Origin of the sequence: Streptomyces sp. NA04227 (assembly GCF_013364195.1) — a bacterium.
GTDB lineage: Bacteria > Actinomycetota > Actinomycetes > Streptomycetales > Streptomycetaceae > Streptomyces.
In genome coordinates this window covers 3,549,469-3,569,130 of record NZ_CP054918.1, presented here as the reverse complement: position 1 = coordinate 3,569,130, position 19,662 = coordinate 3,549,469, and the positions used below count along the sequence as shown (strand labels likewise).

At 69.3% G+C, this 19,662-nt stretch carries 15 protein-coding genes; 7 read left to right on the top strand and 8 right to left on the bottom strand.

Features of this window, described 5'->3' with window-relative positions:
• Nucleotides 1–148: 148 nt before the first annotated feature.
• From HUT18_RS15190 to HUT18_RS15170, 5 genes are all read right to left on the bottom strand, one after another.
• The gene (locus HUT18_RS15190) at nucleotides 149–1,735 is read right to left on the bottom strand and encodes a DEAD/DEAH box helicase (RefSeq protein WP_176101191.1); all 1,587 of its coding nucleotides are present in this window, start codon (nucleotides 1,733–1,735) and stop codon (nucleotides 149–151) included.
• Nucleotides 1,736–1,915: 180 nt separating this feature from the next.
• Nucleotides 1,916–2,119, bottom strand: coding sequence for a cold-shock protein (locus tag HUT18_RS15185; protein WP_176101190.1), 204 nt, complete (start codon nucleotides 2,117–2,119; stop codon nucleotides 1,916–1,918).
• Nucleotides 2,120–2,652: 533 nt separating this feature from the next.
• Nucleotides 2,653–3,321, bottom strand: a complete 669-nt coding sequence (locus HUT18_RS15180; RefSeq protein WP_176101189.1) for a hypothetical protein — start codon at nucleotides 3,319–3,321, stop codon at nucleotides 2,653–2,655.
• 122 nt (nucleotides 3,322–3,443) lie between these two features.
• A complete protein-coding gene (locus HUT18_RS15175; protein WP_217710492.1) occupies nucleotides 3,444–4,715 on the bottom strand; it encodes a glycoside hydrolase family 16 protein in 1,272 nt (423 codons plus the stop codon).
• 330 nt (nucleotides 4,716–5,045) lie between these two features.
• On the bottom strand, nucleotides 5,046–6,197 hold the full coding sequence (locus HUT18_RS15170) for an ROK family transcriptional regulator (protein WP_176101188.1): 1,152 nt from the start codon (nucleotides 6,195–6,197) through the stop codon (nucleotides 5,046–5,048).
• Nucleotides 6,198–6,334: 137 nt separating this feature from the next.
• Here HUT18_RS15170 and HUT18_RS15165 point away from each other — a divergent pair, with 137 nt between their 5' ends.
• From HUT18_RS15165 to HUT18_RS15135, 7 genes are all read left to right on the top strand, one after another.
• A complete protein-coding gene (locus tag HUT18_RS15165) occupies nucleotides 6,335–7,636 on the top strand; it encodes an ABC transporter substrate-binding protein (protein WP_176101187.1) in 1,302 nt (433 codons plus the stop codon).
• On the top strand, nucleotides 7,629–8,588 hold the full coding sequence (locus HUT18_RS15160; RefSeq protein WP_176101186.1) for a carbohydrate ABC transporter permease: 960 nt from the start codon (nucleotides 7,629–7,631) through the stop codon (nucleotides 8,586–8,588). Before HUT18_RS15165 ends, HUT18_RS15160 begins: the two co-directional genes overlap by 8 nt.
• Entirely contained in the window at nucleotides 8,589–9,398 is an 810-nt protein-coding gene (locus HUT18_RS15155; protein ID WP_176101185.1) for a carbohydrate ABC transporter permease, read from the top strand.
• Nucleotides 9,399–9,409: 11 nt separating this feature from the next.
• The gene (locus HUT18_RS15150; protein WP_176101184.1) at nucleotides 9,410–10,660 is read left to right on the top strand and encodes a Gfo/Idh/MocA family protein; all 1,251 of its coding nucleotides are present in this window, start codon (nucleotides 9,410–9,412) and stop codon (nucleotides 10,658–10,660) included.
• Between the two features lie 235 nt (nucleotides 10,661–10,895).
• Nucleotides 10,896–13,133, top strand: coding sequence for an alpha-N-acetylglucosaminidase TIM-barrel domain-containing protein (locus HUT18_RS15145; protein WP_176101183.1), 2,238 nt, complete (start codon nucleotides 10,896–10,898; stop codon nucleotides 13,131–13,133).
• 323 nt (nucleotides 13,134–13,456) lie between these two features.
• A complete protein-coding gene (locus tag HUT18_RS15140) occupies nucleotides 13,457–14,137 on the top strand; it encodes a DUF4232 domain-containing protein (RefSeq protein ID WP_176101182.1) in 681 nt (226 codons plus the stop codon).
• Nucleotides 14,138–14,669: 532 nt separating this feature from the next.
• A complete protein-coding gene (locus HUT18_RS15135) occupies nucleotides 14,670–17,198 on the top strand; it encodes an RICIN domain-containing protein (protein WP_176101181.1) in 2,529 nt (842 codons plus the stop codon).
• A 187-nt stretch (nucleotides 17,199–17,385) separates the two neighbouring features.
• Here the strand turns inward: HUT18_RS15135 and HUT18_RS15130 are convergent, their stop codons facing one another.
• The 3 genes from HUT18_RS15130 to HUT18_RS15120 all read right to left on the bottom strand — a co-directional run bounded on the left by HUT18_RS15130 (nucleotide 17,386) and on the right by HUT18_RS15120 (nucleotide 19,519).
• A complete protein-coding gene (locus HUT18_RS15130; RefSeq protein WP_254878613.1) occupies nucleotides 17,386–18,213 on the bottom strand; it encodes a hypothetical protein in 828 nt (275 codons plus the stop codon).
• 374 nt (nucleotides 18,214–18,587) lie between these two features.
• Nucleotides 18,588–19,055: a DUF5990 family protein gene (locus HUT18_RS15125; RefSeq protein ID WP_176101179.1), complete on the bottom strand. Its 468-nt coding sequence runs from the start codon at nucleotides 19,053–19,055 to the stop codon at nucleotides 18,588–18,590.
• Between the two features lie 38 nt (nucleotides 19,056–19,093).
• Nucleotides 19,094–19,519 (bottom strand): hypothetical protein, encoded by a 426-nt coding sequence (locus HUT18_RS15120; RefSeq protein WP_176101178.1) that lies wholly within the window; start codon nucleotides 19,517–19,519, stop codon nucleotides 19,094–19,096.
• Nucleotides 19,520–19,662: the final 143 nt, after the last annotated feature.

Sequence of the window (19,662 nt, the reverse complement as noted above, 5' to 3'; positions counted from 1 at the left end):
ACGACGGCGAGGGGCCCTGCCGACGCGCGTCGGCAGGGCCCTCACCTGGCCTGTGGTGGCGGTGTTGGTGGCAGTGCTGGTGCCAGTGCTGCTGGCCGTGTTCCGCCGGAACACGGCGCCTCTGGGCAGCCGAGCCGAAGCCCGTCCGTCAGGCAGCCGAGCCGAAGCCCGTCCGGCGCTCCGTCCTGCGGCGCGCTCCTTCGCCGACGGGCCGGCCCTGGCCTCCCCGGCCTCCCTGACTGCCCTGGCCTCCGCGGCCGCCCTGACTGCTCTGGCCTCCCCGGCCTGCCTGACCGCTCTGGCCTCCCTGACCGCCTTGGCCCCGGCGCCCGCGACGCCCCCGACGGCCCTGCGACGGGGACGAGGAAGAGGCGCTGCGGGGACGTTCCGCCTCCGGTGCGGTGATGACGACCGGGACGCCCGAAGGGGCCTTGGCGCCGGTGATGCGGCTCAACTCGGCCTCTCCCGACCGTACTTGGGAGATCCGGGGGGTGATGCCCGCTGCGGCCATCAGTCGGCTCACCTCGCGACGCTGGTCACGGGTCACCAGGGTGACGACGCTGCCGGACTCGCCGGCGCGGGCCGTACGGCCGCCGCGGTGCAGGTAGTCCTTGTGGTCGGTGGGCGGATCCACGTTGACGACCAGGTCGAGGCTGTCGACGTGGATTCCGCGCGCGGCGACGTTGGTCGCCACCAGTACTGTCACATGCCCGGTCTTGAAATGGGCCAGGGTCCGCGTGCGCTGGGGCTGGGACTTGCCACCGTGCAGGGCCGCGGCGCGGACGCCGTTGCTCAGCAGGTGCTTGGTGAGGCGGTCCACCGCGTGCTTGGTGTCGAGGAACATGATCACTCGGCCGTCGCGTGCCGCGATCTCGGTGGTCGTCCGGTGCTTGTCCGCGTCGTGTACGTGGAGTACGTGGTGCTCCATGGTGGTGACCGCTCCGGCGGAGGGGTCGACCGAGTGGACGACGGGGTCGTGCAGGTAGGTGCGCACCAGCCGGTCGACGTTGCGGTCCAGGGTGGCCGAGAAGAGCATCCGCTGCCCGCCGGGACGCACCTGGTCGAGCAGGGCGGTGACCTGCGGCATGAAGCCCATGTCGGCCATCTGGTCGGCCTCGTCGAGGACCGTGATGCCGACCTCGTCGAGGCGGCAGTCGCCCCGGTCGATGAGGTCCTTGAGCCGTCCGGGAGTCGCGACGACCACCTCGGCACCGCCGCGCAGCGCACTGGCCTGCCTGCCGATGGACATCCCGCCGACGACGGTCGCCAGTCGCAGACTCACCGAGCGGGCGTAGGGCGTGAGCGCGTCGGTGACCTGCTGGGCGAGCTCGCGGGTGGGGACGAGGACGAGGGCGAGCGGCTGTCGCGGTTCGGCGCGCAGCCCCGCCGTACGGGCCAGGGTGGCGAGGCCGAAGGCGAGCGTCTTGCCAGAGCCGGTGCGGCCACGGCCCAGTACGTCCCGTCCGGCCAGTGTGTTCGGCAGGGTCGCCGCCTGGATCGGGAACGGTACGGTCACGCCTTCCCGGCCCAGTGTGGCCAACAGCCGTGCGGGCATGTCGAGATCGGCGAACGAGTCGACGGAGGGCAGCGCGGGCGTGATCGTCTTCGGGGCCGCGAACTCGCCCGGTGCGGCCGGTCGATTTCTGTTGTTCTTGGAACGACGCGGTACGTCGCGGCCGGCGGCGCCGCCGCCACCGGAGCGGCCACGAGTTCGGGTGGTGCGTGTGCGATTCATACGGAACCTTCCTTGATGCGTGCGCGGCGCGTATCAAGGAATTCCCGCAGCAGACGAGCAGCGCAGGGAATCGCGAGAACGAGCCAGTGATGATGAGGGACGCGCCGGGAATGCGACGAGCTGGGGCCCGCACCCCCAGGTGCGGGCCCCAGCTGCGAAGTGTGCGCGTCGGTGCCGTTGTCAGGCGGGAACGATGTTCTCGGCCGTCGGGCCCTTCTGACCCTGTGCGATGTCGAAGGTCACCTTCTGGCCTTCCTGCAGCTCGCGGAAGCCCTGGGTGGCGATGTTCGAGTAGTGCGCGAAGACGTCGGCGCCGCCGCCGTCCTGCTCGATGAAGCCGAATCCCTTTTCCGCGTTGAACCACTTCACGGTTCCAGTAGCCATGTTATTTCTCCTTCGGGGGGCGGTTTCGGGAATTCACCTTTTGTGAATTCCTTGTCGCCGTGCTGATTAACCCGTCGGAAAGAAACCTTCTGGCAACCACACCTGCAACTGACGTCGACGGTAGCACGGGGTGATCGGCCCTACGTAATCGATAATTCCGCTCCGGCCACCGATCGAGGAATACTGACCGTGCCTCACGTCCAATTCTCATTCCACGGGCACAGATATCGCTCTCCGTGTGCGCGGCCTTCCCGCCGCGCCCTCGCCGCCCACAGCCCTGTGACCTCGGACGACGGGTAATTTGGCGGTGCCACCGTCGTCGGCGGGCGGGAGTGAGGGCCCAGGAGCCGGGACTCCGCCACCGCGATGAAGGTCACATCTTGCGCGAGGGGGGCGACGAGGGTGCGACGGGGAGTGTGATGAGGAGTCCGGCGAGGAGCGCGACGGCCGGTGGGCGCGCGCACGTACGCGTCGGTGCTCGGCCGGGACGGTTCGCCGGGTCCTCCGGGGCGCTTTGTGCCTCCGGGTTCCGGTCACCCCGTCGGGACCGGCCGGGCCGAGGGCCGGGTGAGGGGCGTCTTGTCGATGCGGTCGATCAGCCAGGTGCCGTCGCGTTTGACCAGGCTCAGGGTGCGGTGCTGGGTGTACGGCGTGCGCAGCTCGAAGCCGCCCCGCTCGAGGTAGTCCCGCGTCGCGGCGGTGAACTCGATGACGCTGTCCATCTCCACCTTGGCGGTGGTGCGGTCGGTGTGCAGGGTGGAGCGGTACCAGGCGATCTTGGTCTGACGGGTGGTGAGCTTGTTCGTACGGAACAGGCGCGTCAGCTGTGCGTCGTGGTCCTGGGTGCGCAGGGCGGCCCGGAACTCCGCCGTGTAGTACGCGTATTCGGTCTTCAGGCTCTCTGGCAGCTCGCCGGGGCCGCGGTTGTCCACGGCACCGGAGTGCAGCGCGACCGTCTTGCGTACGGCTGCCACGTCCTTGTCGTCGTCGGGCAGGCCGCCGAGGTCCTTGCCGCCCTCGCCGATCAGTGACCAGAGGGAGGCCGCCCGGTCGCCGGTGGGCGGGCCGCCCGGCCGGGAGCGGGACGCGGTGGTGGCGGACCGCGGGTCCGGCGAGTTGTCGCCGCAGCCGGTGGTGAGCAGGGCGGAGGCCATCAGGGCGGGGAGGACGGCGAGGGCGGCCGTGGGGCGAAGAGAGCACATGGGGAACCTCGTTGGCGTGATTGCTCGCGGGCCGACGGCACTGCGGCATGTCGGCCGGGGACCGGGCGGGCGTGCCCCTCGCCGCGTCGACGAGGGGCACGCCCGGGTGCGGGCGGACCGGATCAGGCGCCGGGCTCCGCGGACCACTGGCTGCTCCAGTGGGTGGCGGGCACGTTGCCGTACTGGACGAACCCGGTGGCGTCCTCGCTGTGCAGGTACTGGCCGGTCTGCCGGTTCCTGAACCGGATGCGGCCGTCGGCGACCTCTTCCTGCCACTGGCCGCTCCAGTACGTCGCGGGGACGTCGCCGTAGCGGGCGGTGCCGCCGCCGTTCTCGGTGTGCAGGTACTCGCCGGTCCATCTGTTGCGGTAGCGCAGGTGGCCGTCGGTGTTCTCGCGGCGCCACTGCGAACTCCACGCGGTGGCGGGCGGGTTGCCGTACTCCACCTTGCCGGTCTTGTTCTCGATGTTCATGTACTGGCCGCTCTGACGGTTCTTGAAGCGCTGGTAGCCCTCGCCGTAGCCGCCGTTCTTCTTCCACACGCGCAGGTAGTCCACGCTCCAGTTCTTGGGCCAGACGTCGTTGTGCTGCCCCGAACCGGCGTCGGTGTAGATGCCGAGGATCAGGCCCATGGCCTGGTTGGGGGAGTCGTTGATCGTCTTGTAGAGCTTGTTGTCGTAGTAGAAGTTGAGCTGGGTGGGAGTCCACTCCATGCCGTAGACGTGGTACTCCTTCGTCGGCTCGCCGCTGGGAACGGGGTCCTCGGGGCCGGTCCAGGAGCTGACGAAGTCGGGGTCGCCCCAGCCGTACGCCTTGATGCGCCAGGTGTCGGGCTTGCTGAAGAAGGTCTCCAGCATGTCGATCTCGGGGTTCTTCGAGGCGCTGGACCTGTCCTTCGTGCCGACCAGCCACAGGGCCTGATGCCCGCCGCCGCCGGTGTCGGACAGTTTGGCGCGGGTCTCGACGTAGCCGTACTGCGTGCTGTAGCCGTTGAAGTCCGGCTCGTGGTGGTCGTTGGGCATCGAGTAGTTGAACCGGTGCCACCAGTCCTGGTTGTAGGTCTGGATGCTGGAGACCTTGACGGTGGAGTCGTACTTCGGGTTCCAGGCCGGGGTGTCCGGGTCCACGCGTTCGACGAGCTTGCCGTCCTGGAGCGTGTAACGCGCCTTGGCGTCCTCACGGTTCTGGGCCCAGTGCGGCAGGTAGTAGGGCAGCCACTTGGAGGTGTCGAGCGAGGTGCCGTCGAACTCCTCCTGGAAGTCGAGTGTGTAGCCGCTCTTGCCGGTCGGGTTGGGCGGGAAGTCCGCGGCCGAGGCGCCGGTGCCCGTCGTGGCGAGGACGGACAGACAGAGTCCGGCAAGGGTGAGAGTGGTCAGCGTGCGGCGTTGTCTCACCGTGGCACTCCTTTCCGCCGTGCGAGGAGCACGGCGTGCGACCGCGGCAGCGGGGCCGACCGGGCGCGATCGGGAACAGGGACGAGGTGGGGGCGGGCACCAGGACGCGGAGCTTCGGGCGGAAACCCTCCGCGCCCTCTCCCGACTAACGAAGGAAAGAAACCTTCGAATGTCCCGGTGAATCTCCCCTCGCCAAGGCTGAATGTCAACCCTTCCGGTCGCATTTGGTTCGCCACCCGCGTCCGTGGCCGCCGATGAGGGCCGGGCGGGGACGGTTCCCCGCGGCCCGCCGCGCCGAGCCGGGCGGGGCGAGCGCCGCGGGGGTGCCGCTCAGCTCTCCAGGAGCTGCTCCGTCATGGTCAGCATCCGGCCGCGCACCAGGTCGCGCGCCGCTTCCACGGCGCCGACGGCCACCGCGTCCTCGCCGAGGGCGCTCAGCGTCACGGGCGGCACCTCGTAGGCGATCTCCGCGAGGCGCTGCCTGATGGGTTCCAGCACCAGGGCGCCGCCCGGAGCGGCGAGACTGCCGCCGAGGACCACGGCCGTGGGGTCGACGGCCAGCAGCATGGCCCCGATGCCGTCGGCCAGGGAGCCCGCGTACTCTGCCACCGCCCGCTCGGCCTGCGCGTCGCCGTGCCGGGCCCGGGCGAAGGTGAGCGCACCGGCCTCCTGCGGGTCGTCGTGGGCGGAGCCCGACGCCGCGAACAGCCTCTCCGGCGTGTGCTCCCAGCCCAGTCCGGGATGGCGGCCGATCTCCCCCGCGCCGCCCGACCTGCCCGTGAACGGCTTTCCGTCGACCAGGATCCCGACACCGAGGCGGCGGCTCATCTGGACGTACAGCAGATCCTGCACGCCCTGCGCCGCGCCCGTGCGGTGCTCGGCCAGGGCGGCCAGGTTGGTGTCCTTCATCGCGGTGACCGGGCACTCCAGCCGGGTTGCCAGTTCCTCGGCGAGACGGACCCCGCTCCAGTCCGGTACGGGCACGCTGAGGCGAACGGTGCCCTGCGCGTCGACGATGCCGGGCGTCCCGGCGCCCACCGCCCACAGCGGGGCCTTCTGCTCCGCCAGGTGTTCGCGCACCAGGTCGGCGGCGGCGCGCAGACGTTCCTCGCGACCGGCCTTCTCCGGCAGGGCACGGTGCGCGGCGGCCAGCGGGCCGCCGCCGAGGTCGGTGAGGCGCAGCCACATGCCGTCCGCGTCGATGTGCAGCCCCGCCAGGCATCCCGCGGCCCGGTCGAACGCGTACCGCTGGGCGGGCCTGCCGCCGGTGGCGACCGAGTCCTGACCGTCGGTGCGCAGCAGCCGCGCGTCCTGGAGTGCGGTGACTATCCCGCGCACGGTCGGCCGCGAGAGCCCGGTGACCCGGGAGATCGCGTTGATCGTGAGCGGCCCGTCCTCGTAGAGGAGTTGGAGCACACGACTGGTGTTGAGGTGTCGCAGCGCGCTCTGGTCACCGCCGGGCAGCACCTTGGAGGTCTTCATCGTCCCCTCTTGACGTGAGTTGCGTCGTGACGCATTGTCTTACGAAAGTTTCCTTCTAAAGCTGGCGTCCGCTTGGCAATAACCGGTGCGCCATCCTCGCACATGGCGCTCTCGCCTTTCTCAAGGAAGACCTGCTCATGAAGATCACGAAGACCCTGGCCGGTGTGGCCCTGGTCGCCTTCGCGGCCGCCGCGTGTTCCCCGGGCTCAGGCAGCGACGCCGGGTCCGAACCCACGGGCCCGGTGAGTACCGAGCTCCCGGACGAGAACGTCACGCTGAAGCTCGTCTCCACTCCGGAGTCGGGGGCCGCGCTCAAGGCGATCATCGAGAAGTTCGAGGCCGCGCACCCGCAGGTGGACATCCAGTACCAGGACACCAACTACGACGACTACAACAAGAGCCTCAACCTGTCGCTCGCCTCCGACATGGCACCCGACGTCGCCCTGCTCAACGCGGTGGGAACCACCGTCAAGGACAAGCTGGTGCGCGACCTCACCCCGTACGCCAAGGCCTACGGCTGGGACAGGACCTACCCCAGCAGCCAGCTCGACCAGTGGCGGGTCGCCGACGACGGCACCACCCTCGGCGAGGGCGGCCTGTACGCGGCGCCCGCCGGTTTCTCGCTGGTCGGCGTCTACTACAACAAGGCCAAGGCCGCCGAACTCGGCATCACCGAGCCGCCGTCCACCCTCGCCGAGTTCGAGTCCGCGCTCGCCAAGGCCAAGAAGGCCGGAGAGCTCCCGCTCCAGCTCGGCAACGCGCAGGGCCACGCCTCCTTCCCCGTCCAGCTCATCGGGCAGTCCCTGGACGGCGCCGCCCCCGCGGCGAAGTGGACGTTCGGCAGGAAGGGCTCGACCTTCGACACCCGGGGCAACCGGACGGCCGTCGACAAGGTCGCCGCCTGGTCGAAGAAGGGCTACCTGCCCAAGGGCGCCAACGGCACCGATCTGCAGGGCGCCGTCGACAAGTTCACCAAGGGCCAGGGCGTGTTCTTCGTGGACGGCAACTGGGACGCCGCGAAGATCGGTCAGAAGCTGGGCAAGAACGCGGGCTTCTTCGCCTTCCCGGGCGCCAGGGCCACCGCGATCGGTACCTCGGTGGCCTACGCGATCTCCTCCAATACCGAACACCCGGACGCCGCGGCCGCCTTCCTCGACTTCCTCCACTCGCCGGAGGCCTCGAAGGAACAGTTCAAGGCGGGCTTCATGCCCGCGGACATCTCCGTCGCCCGGCCCGCCAAGGGCACGCTCATGGCGGATGTGGTCGGCGCGTGGACGCACGTCGACAAGGACAACGGCCTGGTCGGCTTCAACAACAACGCCACCGCCACCATGAACGACAAGCTCACCGCCACCACCCAGGAACTGCTGGCGGGCAGGACCGACACCGACGGCTTCGTCAAGGCGATCCAGGACGAATGGGCCCGGAGCCATGGCTGATGTCCTGGTCCGCAACGACCGGGCCGCCTCCGCCACCACGGGCCGAAGCGGGTCCGCGCCCCGCCCCGTGGTGGCGCCCCGCCGCCTCGGGGCGCGATGTCAGCGCCTGGTCCCGCTCCTGTACGTCCTGCCCGCGCTGGTCTTCTACCTCGGCTTCGTGATCGCGCCCTGGGTGCACAGCGTATGGATCTCGTTCTGGCACTGGAACGGCATCGGGGTGGCCACCTGGGCGGGAGCCGACAACTACGTCGACGTCTTCACCGAGCCCGCCCTGCGCTCCGCTCTGGTGCACGCCTTCGTGTTCGTCCTCTTCTACACGGTGATCCCGCTGAGCCTGGGTCTGGTGCTCGCCGCCCTCGTCTCCACCGTGCCCTGGCGGGCCATGCCGGTGATCCGCACCGTGATCTTCCTGCCGCAGATCCTTCCCCTGGTCGCCGTCGGCGTCGTCTGGAAATGGATCTACGGCGAGGACGGCCCGCTCAACCAACTCCTGCGGGCCGTCGGCCTCGGCGGCCTCGCCCGCGCCTGGCTCGGCGACTTCACCTGGGCGTTGCCCTCCGTGGGCCTGATCGGGACCTGGGTCTCCACGGGCCTGTGCTTCCTGCTGCTGCTGTCCGGTATCGGGAAGATCGACCCGTCCCTGTACGAGGCCGCGTCCCTCGACGGCGCGGGCCGCCTGCGCCAGTTCCTGCACATCACCGTGCCCGGCCTGCGCCGTGAGATCGGCGTGGCCAGCACCGTCACCGTCATCGCCGCTCTGGCCAGCTTCGACGTCGTGTACGTGATGACGGGCGGCGGTCCCGGCTACTCGACCATGGTGCCGGGCGTTCAGGTCTACCAACTCGTCTTCACCGCAGGCCGGGTGGGCACCGCCTGCGCCCTCGCGACGGTTCTCTCACTGCTGACCTGCCTGGCCATGTTCGTCCTCAACAGGCTCACCAGGGAGCGCTGAATGCTGACCAGACAACTGCCCCGGCTCGCCCTCCTGCTGGCCGCCGCCTCCGTGCTGCTGCCGTTCCTCGCCCTGGTGTCCGCGGCCCTCCAGCCCGAGACGAACCTCTCGCCCGGCCTGGAATGGCCCTCCGATCCGCACTGGGAGAACTTCGCCACCGCCTGGAGCACGGCGGGCTTCGGCGCGCTGCTCCAATCCGGCGCCGTCATCGCGCTCGGCGTGGTCCCGGTGGCGCTGGTCCTGGCGACCTTGGCCGGCTACGGCCTGTCCATCATGCAACTGCGCGTCAAGGGCCCGCTCTTCGCCCTTCTGATGCTCGGCATGGCCCTGCCCTACGAGGCCATCGTCATCCCGCTCTACTACGACCTGCGCGACCTCGGCCTGCTCAACACGTACTGGGCGGTCATCCTGCCACTCATCGGCCTGTTCATGCCCTTCGGCGTCTTCTGGATGCGCAGCCACTTCGACTCGCTGCCCAAGGAACTCACGGAGGCCGCCGCCATGGACGGCGCGAGCAGTTGGCGCACCCTGACCCGGGTCCTGCTGCCCACCGCCGGACCCGCGCTGACGACCCTCGGGCTCCTCTACTTCATGTGGGCGTGGAACCAGTTCCTGCTCGCCCTGGTGCTCATCCAGGATCCGTCGATGCGTACCGCACCGGCCGGACTGGGCAAGTTCGTCCAGCAGTTCGGCAAGAACATCCCGTTGCTGTCCGCCGGGACGCTCATCGTCATCGCGCCGATCGTGCTGCTCTACCTCTTCTTCCAGCGTCACTTCATCAAGGGCATCCTCCAGGGTGCCGTGAAATAGGGATCACACACATGACCGTCACTCTGGCCATCATCGGCGCCGGAGCACGCGGCGCCTCCTATGCGCGCATCGCCCATGAGGAAGGTCTCGCCGCCGTGGTCGCCGTGGCCGACCCGGACCCGGCCCGCCGTGCCGCACTCGCCCGGGAGTTCGGCATCGCCGAGGACCGGCTCTTCACCGACTGGCGCGAGCTCACCGACCGGCCCCGGCTCGCGGACGCCGTCGTCATCGCCACACCGGACCGCCTGCACACCGAACCCGCCCTCGCCTGCGCGGACCTCGGCTACCACCTGCTCCTGGAAAAGCCGATGGCACCCACGGAGGCCGAGGCCCGCCGCATCGTCGAGGCCGCGGTCCGCAACGACGTCCTGCTCGCCGTCTGCCATGTCCTGCGCTACACCCCGTACTCCCTCGAACTCAAGAGACTCATATCCCAGGGCCGGATCGGGGAGATCGTCAGCGTCGAGCACCTGGAGCCCGTCGGCTGGTGGCACCAGGCGCACTCCTACGTACGCGGGCAGTGGGCGGTGGAGGCGGAGTCCTCCTCGATGCTGCTGGCCAAGTCCTGCCACGACATCGACTGGCTGGGGCACCTGCTCGGCAAGCCCGTCGCCCAGGTCTCCTCCTTCGGCGGGCTCCAGCACTTCCGGCCCGAGAACCGGCCGGACGGCGCGGGCGACCGCTGTGTGACCTGCCCCGTCGAGCGGACCTGTGCCTACTCGGCCGTCCGTATCTACGAACGCTTCCTCGGCGACCCCGTCCACGAGAAGTGGCCCCTGGGCGTACTCACCGAAGACGTCTCACCCGAGGGCCTGCGCAGGGCGCTCGCCGAGGGCCCCTACGGCGTCTGCGTCTACTCCGGCCGCAACGACGTCGTCGACCACCAAGTCGTCAACCTGCTCTACGAAGGCGGCGCGACGGCCTCCTTCACCATGACCGCCTTCACCGCCCTGGACTTCCGCAAGACCCGCGTCTTCGGTACCCACGGGTCCCTGGAGGGCGACGGCCGCACGATCACGCTGCACGACTTCCTCACCGACACCGTGCAGACCTTCGACCTGGACCCGGACGGCGGCGCGTCGGCCGCCGACGGCCACGGGGGCGCCGACAACGCACTCATCCGCGCGTTCACCGCCGCCCTGCGCACCGGTGACCGCTCCCTCATCAGCTCGGGCCCGGAGGAAACCCTGGCCTCGCATCTGGTGGTCTGGGCCGCCGAACGCGCACGGCGGGAGAAGAGCGTGGTCAGCGTCGGCGAGTGACGGCCGAGGCCTCCGCCGGTCCGGCGCCGGACGGTTCGACGACATGCACAAGTGGCCATTTGTCCAAGGGCAGTTGAGATCCGTCCATGGCAGGTAGGGGGCCACACCGGAATGTTTGGGGATGTTCGGGGCGTACACGTGAATACCTCGTGCGTCTCTGACATTTCGCGACCCCCGACCTTCCTGGCCGGGCCGCGAGAACCACCTCTCCGACCAACTCCGAACAGGAGCACGCATGAAACGTCGTGATCTGATCAAAGCCGGATCCGCCGCAACGGCGGTCGGGGTGTTCGGAATTCCGCAGGCCCATGCCGTGGACGCGCCGCCGCGGGAGTTGTCGGCCGACGGCGCGTTCGACACCGCGCCCGCTTCGGCCGCGGTCGCCCGGCTGGCCGGCTCGCGCGTGGCGGACCAGATCAACTTCCGTGCCGTGTCCGCCCGTTCGGCGCCGGGCGCGGATTCCGCCGATCCGGGGCGCGAGCATTTCCGTATCAAGGGTTGTTCGGGCGGCATCGTCATCGAGGGCACCAGCGTCGCCGTGCTGCTCACCGGCTTCAACTGGTACCTCAAGTACGTGGCCCACTGCTCGATCGGCTGGGACGGGGACCAACTCGCCCTTCCGGCACGGCTGCCGCGGCCGCGCGCGCCCCTCACCAGGAGCGCCAACGTCGCCAACCGCCTTTTCGGCAACGACATCTGGACGGACTACACCGGACCGCACTGGACTTGGCGCGAGTGGGAGCGCGAGCTCGACGTCCTCGCCGCGCACGGCTTCAACCAGGTCTTCATGCCCATCGGCATGGAAGACGTCGCGCACCGCACTTTGCAGGAGTTCGGGTACGGCCGGGCCGAGGTCCTGCGCTGGACCCCACCGCCGGCCCACCTGGCGGCCGGTATGTGGCAGGGCGGTTGGACGCTGGAGGACGGCGGCATCTCCGAGGCCTCCCAGCGCCGGTACGTCGCCCTGGGCAGGCGGATTCTGGCCCGCATGCGGGAGCTCGGAATGAGACCCCTCATCCCGGGTTTCGTCGGCTTCGTCCCGGACGACTTCGCCGAGCGCAACCCCGGCGCCAACGTCCTCGACCGGGGCTCCTGGTACTCGCAGAAGATGTGTTCCTGGCTGGACCCGCGCACGGACCTCTACCAGCGTGTGGCGGCCCGCTTCTACGCCATCCAGGAAGACCTGTTCGGCACCGCGGACATGTACGCGATGAATCCGTTCACGGAGGGCGGCAAGGTCACCATCCCGCTGGACGAGGCGGCCGCCGGAATCGAGAAGGCCCTGCAGGCGGCCCGCCCGGGTGCCGTCTGGGAGATGCACGCCTGGCAGGACAACCCGCGCGGAGAACTGCTCGGCAAGCTCGACCCCGACACCTCTCTCATCGTCGATTTCCAGTCCGACCGCTTCCCCGACTCCTCGCGCGAAGAGCTCTGGGGCCGCACCCCGTACTCCTTCGGCGGGGTGTGGAACTTCGGCGGGCACACCACCATGGGCGGCAACCTCGGCGTGTGGAACACGCGCTACTTCGAGTGGCTGGGCAAGGAAGGCAGCGGGGTGCGCGGCACCGCCCTGTCACCCGAAGCGGGCCACGGCGACGCGCTTCCGCTCGAGTTCTTCGGCGAACTGGCCTGGCGGGACGGGCCCGTTGACCTCCCGAGCTGGTTCTCGGACTACGCACGGCGCCGGGTGGGAGCCCCGAACATCTCGGCCGAACGCGCCTGGCGGACCATGGGCGCCACCGCGTACGCCCTCCCGGCCACCGGCTTCGACGAGGCACACGACAGCCTCTTCCACGCCCGGCCGTCGTTGACGGTCACCACCGCCGCCGCGTGGTCACCCACGAAAATCGTCTACGACGCGGCCAGGTTCGCCACCGCCCTGGACGACCTCCTCGCCGTGCCGGGCCCGCTGCGCTCCTCGACCGCGTACCGGTACGACCTCGTCTCCGTCGCCCGTCAGGTTCTCGACAACGGCAGCCGCACCCTCCTCCCGAGGATCAAGGCGGCCTACGACGCGAAGGACCTGCCGGAATTCCGCAAGCTGACGTCCCGTTGGCTCGACCTGATCCTCCTGACGGACGAACTCGTGGGCACGGTCCCCGCCTACCTCCTCGGCCCGTGGATCGAAAGCGCCCGTGCCGCGGGCGCCGACGCCGACGAACAACGCGCATTCGTCGCGGACGCCAAGCAGGTCCTCACCACCTGGGGCAACAAGGCGCTCTCCGAGGCGGACCTGCACGACTACTGCAACCGCGGCTGGCAGGGCCTGCTCGGCGACTTCTACCACGGCCGCTGGAAGCGCTACTTCGCCACACTGGACCGGGCACTCACCACGGGAACCCAGCCGGAGAAGATCGACTGGTACGCACACGAATCCGACTGGATCGCCTCGGACCGCCGTTACGCCGTCACCCCGGTCGGGGATCCGTACGCGCTGGCGGCGAGGGCCCGAGCGGCGTCGCGCGACTTCTGAGGATCAGGAGACGGGCGCTCCACGTCCGGAGTCCGATCGACAGTCGATACAGCACAGAACTCGACCACGACGAACGCGGATCGCAGCTGCCGACGGGCTGACTCGGTGCAAGGGTGAGCCCCCCCACTCCGCGTGCTCACGCCTGCCCTGCATCGCGAGCGGGACGCGTCACGCCATGAGGGGGCTCACCCGTCCTCCGGCCCGCCTCGTGCGGTCAATACGCCTGTGACAGAACGAAGACGGCGTAGGGGACATCCTGTAACTCGGTGCGAGATACAAACATTGCAGACCACACGCACCGCGTTACTTCTGGGGGGAACACCGTGAAGAAGTACACCCGCCTCTCCGCTCTCGCCGCCCTCGGCGTCGCCGCCGCCCTCTCGCTCACTGCCTGTGGCGACGACTCCGGGAAGGACTCGTCCTCCAAGGGGTCCTCGTCCTCGTCTTCCTCGTCCTCGAACAGTGACGCGAAGTCGGACGGTGACGTGCAGCCGGAGGGCGGCTCCAGCTCCGACGGCTCGCAGGCCGGTGGCAATGAGCAGCCGGGCTCCGGCGACGGCGCCGACTCCGCGGACGGCGCGACGGAGACCGGTGGCAAGGTCAAGTTCTGCAAGACGGAGGACCTGGCCATCGATGCCAGGGACGCCTCGCCCGACGAGGAGTCCGGCAGGATTGACATCACCATGATCAACCGGGGTTCGACCACCTGCTCGGCGACGGGCTTCGCGGGCGTGGACATCAAGGACGCCGACAACACCTCGAACCCCATCGGGCGCGGCAACGCCCAGCCGCGCATCACCACCCTGAAGCCCGGCGACGCCGCCGTTTTCAACCTCGCCTACGACATCGACAGCTCCGGCGACAGCCTCGCGGACCCGACCAACATCCTGGTGACGCCCCCGAACGAGACCCACAGCGTGACCCTGGAGTGGCCCGCGGGCGCAGGGGACATCAAGGGCGCGTACACCGACGTCGAGGTCTACCCCACGCACACGACCGAGTAACGGCAGGTCAGATACAGGGAGTTCAGGCGAAGGCGGTTCAGGCGAGGGCGGTTCAGCGCGCGGCTCCGGCACGCGGGAGCCGGTCGGCCTGACAGTGCGAAGGCCCGGGTCGGGGACCATGTCCCCGACCCGGGCCGTGGTCGTTGAGCGGGCGACGAGAGGCGAAGGGCGTCAACTCCGCACGCGATCGGGCGCATTGCACGGGTCTTGACAGCCGGTTTCGGCAGGTGCTGCACTGGCCCGACCTTCGGCAACCAGTCTGCGGTGGAATGTTTACGCAAACATGTTTACGTAAACATGAAGTGTGACGTCGAGACGGCTCGGGACACCGTCTCTGCTCGCACTTCTGTCGGCACTTCCGCTTGCACGCCGCTCACCGGTTGCCTCGGTGCTGCCCCCTTTGCTGTGCCCCCTGTCCCGCGCCCTGCCTCGTTCCTTGCCTCTCCCCGTACCTGCCTGCCTTCTTGTCCCGAGCTTCCCTGAACTTCCCTGAACCTTTCTGAGCTTCCCTGAGCTTCTTGAAGGAGTCGCCATGCCTTCCCCCACTGCTCCGCCCGACCGAAGAACCTTGATCTCGGCAGTCGCTCTCACCGTGGGCGCGGTCGTCCTCGCCGCGGCGCCGACACCGGCGGCCGCTGGGGCCGCCGGGGCCACCGCCGGGACGACGTACTACGTTTCGCCCGACGGCGAGGACACCGGCCCGGGTTCGTCGGCCAACCCCTTCAAGACGATCCAGAAGTGCGCCGATGTCGCCGTCGGGGGCGACACCTGCCTCATCCGCAGCGGCACCTACCGGGAGACGGTGACCCCGCGGGTGTCGGGCAGCGCCGACGCCCCCGTCACCTTCGCCTCGGAACCCGGAGCGGACGTCACCGTCGACGGCACCGACACCGTGACGGGCTGGAGCCTCGACAGCGGCAGCATCTACAAGGCGAAGGTGACCCTGGCCGGCACCGCCGACGCTCCGTACAGCTCCACGCAGTACCCGTCCAACGAAGACCTGTGGGCCAACCAGGTCTTCACCTCCGGCGCCCTCGTGCCGGAGGCCGCTTTCCCCGCGGCCTCCAGCGATCCGTGGGACCAGTCGTTCATCACGGGCGGGTGGTCGTCCACCCGCTCGGGCTCCGGCGAGACCTGCGCCACCCCGCCGTGCACCGCGGTCCTGAGCGGCACCCTGACCTACGACGACTTCCCCGACCTGGGGGACATGACCGGGGCCACCGTGTACATGGCCGGTTCCTGGGTGGCCAACTCGGCGAGTGTCACCAAGGGCGATCTCAGCGGCGGCAACAAGGTGCTCGATCTCAGTTTCCCGGGCAGCGACGGCCATGTCTCGCCGGGCGGCAACTCGACCAAGTTCCGTCTGGTCGGCAAGAAGTCACTGCTGAGGGGCCCCAACGCCTGGTACTACGACGCGGGCGCGAAGGAACTGTTCATGTGGGCCCCGGACGGGAAGGCGCCCACCGACATCACCGCCAAGAAGCGCAACTACGGCTTCAACCTCAATGACCGCAGCCACATCACGGTCCGCGGGATCAAGCTGTTCGCCACGTCGCTCACCACCGACGACAACAGCACCCACAACGTCCTGGACGGCATCAAGGCCGAGTACCTGTCGACCTGGCAGACCTCCCAGTACGACACCGGCCTGCCGTACGCGGGGGTCTACGACGCCAACCACCACTTCGACAGCGGAATCCTGCTGCACGGAGCCGACAACACGGTGCGCAACAGCACCCTGCGGTACTCGATGGGCAACGGCATCTCGGTCAAGGGCTCCGGCCACGTCATCGACAACAACCTCATCAGCGACGTGGCGTACGGCGGCACGTACACCGCGGCGGTGGCGCTGGAGGTGGGTGCGAACGGGGTGGAGATCACGCACAACACGATGCGCTCCACCGGCCGGGACGTCGTCAACATGAACACCAACGCCTATCCCAACGCCGGTTACAAGAACCTGCGCATCGCCTACAACGACATGTACGACTTCGCCAAGATCAACTTTGATCTGGGCGCCGTCTACACCTGCTGCAACACCGCATACACCGGCACCCGCATGGACCACAACTGGATCCACGACTCGGCCCAGATAGCCAACGGCTTCCACTTCGACAACGGCAGCTACGACGTGAACGTCGACCACAACGTCGCCTGGAACCTGAGGGGCGGCACCGGCATCTCGCACGGCGGGTTCACCCAGTCGGGCAAGGACCTGCCCTACCTGACCGGCAGCATCGTCAACAACACCTTTGTCACCGGCTCCGGTTCGACCATCTTCAACTACTACGCCGACGCCTCGCACGTGGCCAACACCGTGCTGCGCAACAACATCCTCGACGGCGCCCACCCGGACGGCCGGACGTACGACTACCTCCCGGGCGGCACTCCGGACGAGAGCCACAGCCTGGTCACCACGCGCAGCCTGAACGGCAAGGAGCCCGACCCGCAGTACACCGCCGCCGACAAGGGCGACTACAGCATCCGGTCGACCTCGCCCGCCGTCGACGCCGGTACACCGGTCGACGGCCTGACGGACGGATACGTGGGCGCCGCCCCGGACTTGGGCGCCTACGAGTCCGGCCAGACGCCCTGGGTCCCCGGCTGCGACTTCACCGGCTGCGAGGACGGCGGCCGCGACCTCAGCACACTGGTCTCCAAGAGCAGCGACAAGTGCCTGGACATCCCCGGGGGTTCGGTCACCGACGGCGCGGCGGCCGTGCAGTGGACCTGCGGCCCTCAGCTCAACCAGCGGTTCACCGTGGCCGACCAGGGCAACGGGTACGTCAAGCTGATCAACCTCAACAGCGGCAGGTGCCTGGACGTCGCGGACGCCTCGGACGCCGACGGTGCCGCGGTCGTCCAGTGGGCCTGCGGCAACCAGACGAACCAGCAGTGGAAGCTGACGGAGACGGGTGACGGCTATCGGCAGGTGATCTCCCGGAGCAGCGGCAAGTGCCTTGATGTCTCAGGGAATTCAAGCGGCGACGGGGCCCCGCTCGTCCAGTGGACCTGCGGCGGAGAGGCCAACCAGCAGTGGAAGCTGCGTGGCGTGAGCTGACGGTGAGCTGAGAGGTACCCGACGGTGAGCTGAGAGAGACCTGACGGCGAGCTGAGAGATTCCTGACGGCGACCGGCCCCGGGTGGAGATGCTTCCACCCGGGGCCGGTCGCGGTCGAGACGGCCACGCCGCGCCCGTCGTGGTCGCGGTCGTCGAGAGGTACCGCGGGCCGGTGGTCGAGCCCCGGTCAGCCGATGCAGAGCCCGAGCAGGCAGATCTGCAACGGGGAGGTCGGAGGCGTCGCGGTCTCGTCCTGCGGCGCGTTCGCGCCCGTGTTGCCGGTGGGAGCCGGGGCGGTGGGCGCCGGTGTCGCCGTACCGCCGCTGTCGGCGGGAGCGGCGGCGGGAGGCTGAGCCTGAGCGGTGGTCCGCGGCGCAGGGTGTGATGCCTCGGTGGAGCGAGAGGAGTCGGAGTCGGTGGCGGTCTTACGGGCTGTCGGCGCCGTGGCGGGAGCAGTCCGTGCGGCGTGGGGCTCGGCGGAGGCGTAGTGCCGCTGCTGCTGCCGCACCGGGGCCGCGTCCCGCGATTCCCCTTCCCCGTTGGCACCGGCACGACGCGACGTCCGGTCGTCGGCGTGCGATTCGGGTGCCGGTACGGCACGTTCGGGCGCTCGCTCGTCCACCAGATCCATGCTCCGGTTGTCCGGTGCGCTGGCAGCCTGGGCCCGGTCGGCGGACTGCCGGTCCAGCGCGGCGACGGTCAGCCCGCCACCGACGATGGCCACGGCGGTCGCCACAGCGGCCCGTCGCTTGTTCTTCTTCCACCGCGCCATTTGACGCCGCCGCGCCGCCCTTCCGGTCCCCACGGGCCGTACCTGCTCGATCTCGGCGGGCGCGCTCGCATCGACGTCCGCGGACGCGTCGTCGGGCGCAGGGCTGCCGGGGAGAGAACCGTCGGGCAGAGGACCGTCGTGGAGAGAGCTGTCGGGCAGCAGAGGACTGCCGGGCTCGGACGCCGTCGCCGCGAGCGTGCCCCAGACCGGCGCGGTGTGACCGTCGGCTGCGGGCGGAGCCACGTCGGGGGCGTAGGCGCCGCACCCGGGACACACCAGGGCTCCGTTGAGATGCCGACGACACGCGGAGCAGTAGTCCATCTACGGTCTTCCTGAATCGCTTTGTACCGTCGGCCCGTTGGGGCCCCGGCCTGGTCAGGTACGCACGCTTGATCGAGCAGCCAGCAACGGTAACGACGCTTCCGCAAGCCTGTGCGTATCCCGTGTGATGCTCTTGCGCAGATTCCGTGATTTCAGGTTTGCCCGCCCGCGACCTCACCGGCGACCTCACTCCGAACTCCCCGTAAATCCCCGCGAGTTACTCACGAAGGACGCCTGCCATGCGCTCGGCCACGTACTGCTGACCCGCCGTGTCGGGGTGCGTGCCACGTGCCTCCCTAGTCGGCGCGCACGGCGGTCCAAGTGATGTGTGGTGGCTCGACCCGTGCGCACAGGGGCCCGCCCTGGGCGTCGGTCAGGCCGAGGCGTCCGACCAGGAGGCCCTCGCGTGCGGCGGTGGCGAGGAGGTCGGCGGGGATGACATCGAGCATGAGCTTGGCACGGCGGAACATCGAGAAGGTGCCCGACTCGTCGACCGTGCCCCACGACAGGTAGATGAACCGGCGGCCCAGGCGGTTCTGTACGTACGGGCCTTTGATGTCGGTGCCGGTCGGCGAGGGGCTAGCGGTGCACTCCAGGGTCCATGTCGCGGACGGCGCGTTGCCGGGCTGTGGCTCGAGGAGTTCGGCCGGACGGTCGCGGCGTTGCACGGCGACGTGGATGTTGTCGTAGACGGGCACTTTGCTGTCGGCGGGGGCGGGGCAGGTGAGGCCGGGCAGGTCGACTGCGTCGATGCGGATGCGCATGTGGCCATCATCCCGCTGTCGTGGGGGCGGACGGTCGTCTAGGAGGGCGACCCCTCCCAACCAGGCGTCTCAAGACGGTTGAAGCCGGCGAGGCGGGGCGAGACGGTGAAGGGGAAGGATTCGCCGTCGGGGGTCTTGAGGGCCGCCACGATGTCGTGGTCCGGTGCGCCGAAGATCTCGAAGTGCTGCACGGTGCAGTGCTCCATCACCTCGCGGATGTACGGGTCCGACAGCCGCCAGTGGGTGCGGATGGCGTCGGAGTCGCGGTAGAGCTGGAAGCTGTGCGCCAGCATCCTCTCCTCGTCGATGAACACCTCCACCATGAGCTGGGGACCGTGCTCTTGAGCGAATGTCACGGCCTGCGCGATGGCATGCCGGAAGCCGTCGAGGTGGCCGTCGGTGATGCGCATGGTGTTGCGAAAGAGAATGGTGCTGCTGTTTGCGGTGCTGTTTGCGGTCTTCATGTGCCCGAGTGTTGTACCTAAAGCAAGGTCGAGGTCAAGGCCCCCGCCGCCCGGACGGACGAAGGCCCGCGCCGCCCGGACGCACGAGGGCGTCCGGACGACGCGGGCCCATGAGACCGAACCGGGCCCACGAGACCGAACCG

Excerpts from the sequence above, each read along its gene's own strand:
- HUT18_RS15160 (WP_176101186.1), top strand. The coding sequence starts at position 7,629 with ATGGCTGATGTCCTGGTCCGCAACGACCGGGCCGCCTCCGCCACCACG.
- HUT18_RS15190 (WP_176101191.1), bottom strand. The coding sequence starts at position 1,735 with ATGAATCGCACACGCACCACCCGAACTCGTGGCCGCTCCGGTGGCGGC.
- HUT18_RS15170 (WP_176101188.1), bottom strand. The coding sequence starts at position 6,197 with ATGAAGACCTCCAAGGTGCTGCCCGGCGGTGACCAGAGCGCGCTGCGA.
- HUT18_RS15125 (WP_176101179.1), bottom strand. The coding sequence starts at position 19,055 with ATGCGCATCCGCATCGACGCAGTCGACCTGCCCGGCCTCACCTGCCCC.
- HUT18_RS15185 (WP_176101190.1), bottom strand. The coding sequence starts at position 2,119 with ATGGCTACTGGAACCGTGAAGTGGTTCAACGCGGAAAAGGGATTCGGC.
- HUT18_RS15165 (WP_176101187.1), top strand. The coding sequence starts at position 6,335 with ATGAAGATCACGAAGACCCTGGCCGGTGTGGCCCTGGTCGCCTTCGCG.
- HUT18_RS15150 (WP_176101184.1), top strand. The coding sequence starts at position 9,410 with ATGACCGTCACTCTGGCCATCATCGGCGCCGGAGCACGCGGCGCCTCC.
- HUT18_RS15145 (WP_176101183.1), top strand. The coding sequence starts at position 10,896 with ATGAAACGTCGTGATCTGATCAAAGCCGGATCCGCCGCAACGGCGGTC.
- HUT18_RS15155 (WP_176101185.1), top strand. The coding sequence starts at position 8,589 with ATGCTGACCAGACAACTGCCCCGGCTCGCCCTCCTGCTGGCCGCCGCC.
- HUT18_RS15180 (WP_176101189.1), bottom strand. The coding sequence starts at position 3,321 with ATGTGCTCTCTTCGCCCCACGGCCGCCCTCGCCGTCCTCCCCGCCCTG.
- HUT18_RS15120 (WP_176101178.1), bottom strand. The coding sequence starts at position 19,519 with ATGAAGACCGCAAACAGCACCGCAAACAGCAGCACCATTCTCTTTCGC.
- HUT18_RS15135 (WP_176101181.1), top strand. The coding sequence starts at position 14,670 with ATGCCTTCCCCCACTGCTCCGCCCGACCGAAGAACCTTGATCTCGGCA.